General features: G+C 66.9%; 2 protein-coding genes and 1 pseudogene. All 3 read right to left on the bottom strand.

All coding sequences use genetic code 11. The features are described 5' to 3' along the window. Nucleotides 1–203, bottom strand: a pseudogene (locus tag G4D86_RS51500) (ABC transporter permease); the annotation flags it as partial. A 4-nt stretch (nt 204–207) separates the two neighbouring features. Continuing rightward, entirely contained in the window at nt 208–2319 is a 2112-nt protein-coding gene (locus tag G4D86_RS51495; RefSeq protein ID WP_164003065.1) for an FtsX-like permease family protein, read from the bottom strand. A 1-nt stretch (nt 2320) separates the two neighbouring features. After that, a complete protein-coding gene (locus tag G4D86_RS51490; protein ID WP_205520433.1) occupies nt 2321–3001 on the bottom strand; it encodes an ABC transporter ATP-binding protein in 681 nt (226 codons plus the stop codon). Nucleotide 3002: the final 1 nt, after the last annotated feature.

Here is a 3002-nt window from a genome sequence, read left to right as displayed (position 1 = left end):
GACACCTTGAAGAAGCCGGCCACGTTGACGTGGCCGGTGGACAGCGTGGTGGCCGAGCGCAACATCGTGTCCTTCATCCCGGTGGACAGCCCCATCAGGATGACGAGCAGCGCGGTGACACCGGCGATGGCCCCGCCCAAGAGCAGCGTGCGGCGGCGGTGGGTGCCGAGGTTGCGGAATGCGATGAGGAAGAGCTGGAGCATGTCGTTACTCGTCCGTCTGCATCGCCTGGAGGGGCGAGACCCGCGTCGCGAGGAACGCGGGATAGAGGGTGGAAATGGCCGAAACGACGAGGACGATGACGAAGGCCGCCACCAGGTTGCCCACGCTCAGCGTGGGGTAGAGCCGCGGGCCGGAGAAGAAGAAGTACGCCCACTCGTTGGCCGCGGGGATGCCCGCGCTGCCCATCGCGGCCATGATGCCGCTGCCCACCAGCGCGCCGGCCACGCCGAAGACGAGGCCGAGCAGCACGGTCTCCACCAGCACCATGCCCAGCACGAAGGAGCGCTGCGCTCCAATCGCTCGCATGGTGCCCACCTCGCGCACCCGCTGCAGCGTGGCCATCATCATCGCGTTGTTGATGATGACCAGCGCCACCACGAAGATGATGAAGACCACGAAGTAGAGCACCAGCTTCGCCATCAGCACGAACTGGCCGATGATGCCCGCCGCCTGCTGCCAGGACACCACCCGCAGCTTCAGCCCCGCGTCCGTGGCCGACTGCTTCAGCTCCGCCATCGTCTGCTGGAGCTTCTCCGGGTCCTTCAGCATCACCGCCGCGCTGAGCGCCACGCCCTTCTCGATTTCCTCCTGGGAGTAGACGCGCGCCGCCAGGTCGTCCCGGCGAAGCGAGCCCAGCGAGCCGTCGAAGGAGTCCTTCTCGTCGATGAGCCCCGGGGTGGCATTGGCCACCAGCGTGTTGCCGCTGTCCTCTCCGAAGAGGGCCTCCTCGGCATTCTCCCGGGCCACCGCCTTGACCGCGTTGAGCTTCTGCAGCTCGGCGATTTCCTCCTTCTTGTCCGCGGTGAGGTAGCCGTACAAGTCCCGGAAGGACATCAGGTCCATCAGGTTGATGGCGCCGGCCATCGCGGACTTCTCCAGGCCCTTGAAGCGGTAGGTGCCCCAAATCTTCACGTTGACGCTCTGGACGTAGCCGGTGCGCGTGAAGGCCTTGATGGTGAGGGAGTCCCCGATACGGATGCGGTAGAGCTCCAGCAGGGGCGCCAGCTCCGAGTAGAACTGCGCGTAGCGGGTGTCGAAGTTGGCGTCGTCCGTGGCGAAGAAGTCCACCAGCAGCTTCTCCAGCTTCGGCTCCTGGCTGCCCAGGGCCTTCTGCAGCCGCTCGGTGGCCTGGCGCGTCTTGATGGGGTCCAGCTGGAAGAGGATTTCGCGCGTCTGCGTCTGGTTCTCCTTCACCCAGCGCTGCATCTGCGGGTCTGTGGCGATGCGCTTCTGGTTGACGTCCCGCTCCTGCTTGAGGTTGTCCATCCGCAGCGCCGTCTTCAGCTTGAGGGCGTTCTCGTAGAAGAACTTGGAGAGCAGCATGCCGCGCTTGCCCCGGGGCACCATCTGCCCATCCACCAGCTCCATGCGGTCGAAGGTGCTCTGGAAGGCGTCCAGGTCCGTGCCCGCGTAGCGCATGTCGAGCATGTCCCCGTCCGGAATCTGCGGGGCGATGCGGTTCTCCAGGAACTCCAGCGAGCCGAACGGGTCCTGGTCGAAGGCGTCCCAGAAGGCGTCCGTGCGGGCGCGGGCGAGGGCTTCCACCTCGGCCGGGTCCTGCGCGGCTTCGCTCAGCATCACCCGGCCCTTGGCGTTCTGCTCCTCGATGAGCGCCACCATCTGCCGCACGTGCGCCTTGACGCTGTCGATGTTCGCCTTCAACTCGGGCGTCTCGCCCTTCTCCGCGCGCTGCTTGTAGAGGTCGCGCATGCGGGCGAGCGTCAGGTCCACGGTGTTGCCGGAGGTGATGAGCGCGCCGCTGGTGCCCATGGGCACCACCGTCTTCACGTTGGGGTGCTTCTCCAGCACCGGCTTGATTCGGCTGTAGTCGTCGAGCGCCGCCAGGTCCGGCTCGCCGCTCATGCCGCCGTAGAGGGCCAGCTCGTCCTTGGACTCGTCCGAGTAGACCTGGAGGTGCCCCGCCACGCTGCCGACGATGCTGCGGCTCATGGCGCTGTCCATGCTGTCCAACAGCGCCCCGCCCACGACGACGAGCAGGGTGCCGAAGAAGATGATGCCGCCGATGAGCAGGTTGATCTTGCTGGTGAACAGGTTGCGGAACGCCACCTGCAGCAGCAGCCGGAAGTGCCCTCCCATGTCAGTGACTCCCCGAGGCCATGGCCCGCTGCGCCTCGGCGGCGCTGAGCCGGTCGAGAATCTTGCCGTCCGCCAGGCGCCACACGGCATTCGCGTGGTTCATCACCTTGGCGTCGTGGGTGGAGAAGATGAAGGTGGTGCCCTCCTTCTGGTTGAGCTCCTTCATCAGGTCGATGATGTGCTGGCCCGTCACCGAGTCGAGGTTGGCGGTGGGCTCGTCCGCGAGCACCAGCTGGGGCCGGGTGACGAGCGCGCGCGCCACGGCGACGCGCTGGCGCTGGCCGCCGGACAGCTCGTTGGGGCGGTGCTTCGCGTGGCTGGCCAGGCCCACCTGCTCCAGGAGCTGCATGACGCGCTCGCGGCGCTGGGCCTTGTCCAGCTTGCGCTGGAGCAGCAGGGGGAACTCCACGTTCTGGAAGACGGTGAGCACCGACACCAGGTTGAAGCTCTGGAAGATGAAGCCGATGGTGTGCAGGCGCAGGTCGGTGAGCTGGCGCTCACTGAGCTGCTTGGTGTCCTGCCCGGCGACGCTGACCACGCCGGTGGTGGCGGTGTCCACGCAGCCGATGAGGTTGAGCAGCGTCGTCTTGCCGCTGCCGGACGGCCCGGCGATGGAGATGAACTCCCCCGGGTGGACCTGCAGGTCCACGCCCCGGAGCGCCGGGACGACGACCTTGCCCAGG

It is taken from the genome of Pyxidicoccus caerfyrddinensis (assembly GCF_010894405.1).
GTDB classification, from domain to species: Bacteria; Myxococcota; Myxococcia; order Myxococcales; family Myxococcaceae; genus Myxococcus; species Myxococcus caerfyrddinensis.
Note: the sequence above shows the minus strand (reverse complement) of the source record. Positions and strands in the feature narration are given on the sequence as shown.

Bases quoted from the DNA above. Each gene is read 5' to 3' on its own strand.
- G4D86_RS51495 (WP_164003065.1), bottom strand. From the start codon at position 2,319: ATGGGAGGGCACTTCCGGCTGCTGCTGCAGGTGGCGTTCCGCAACCTG.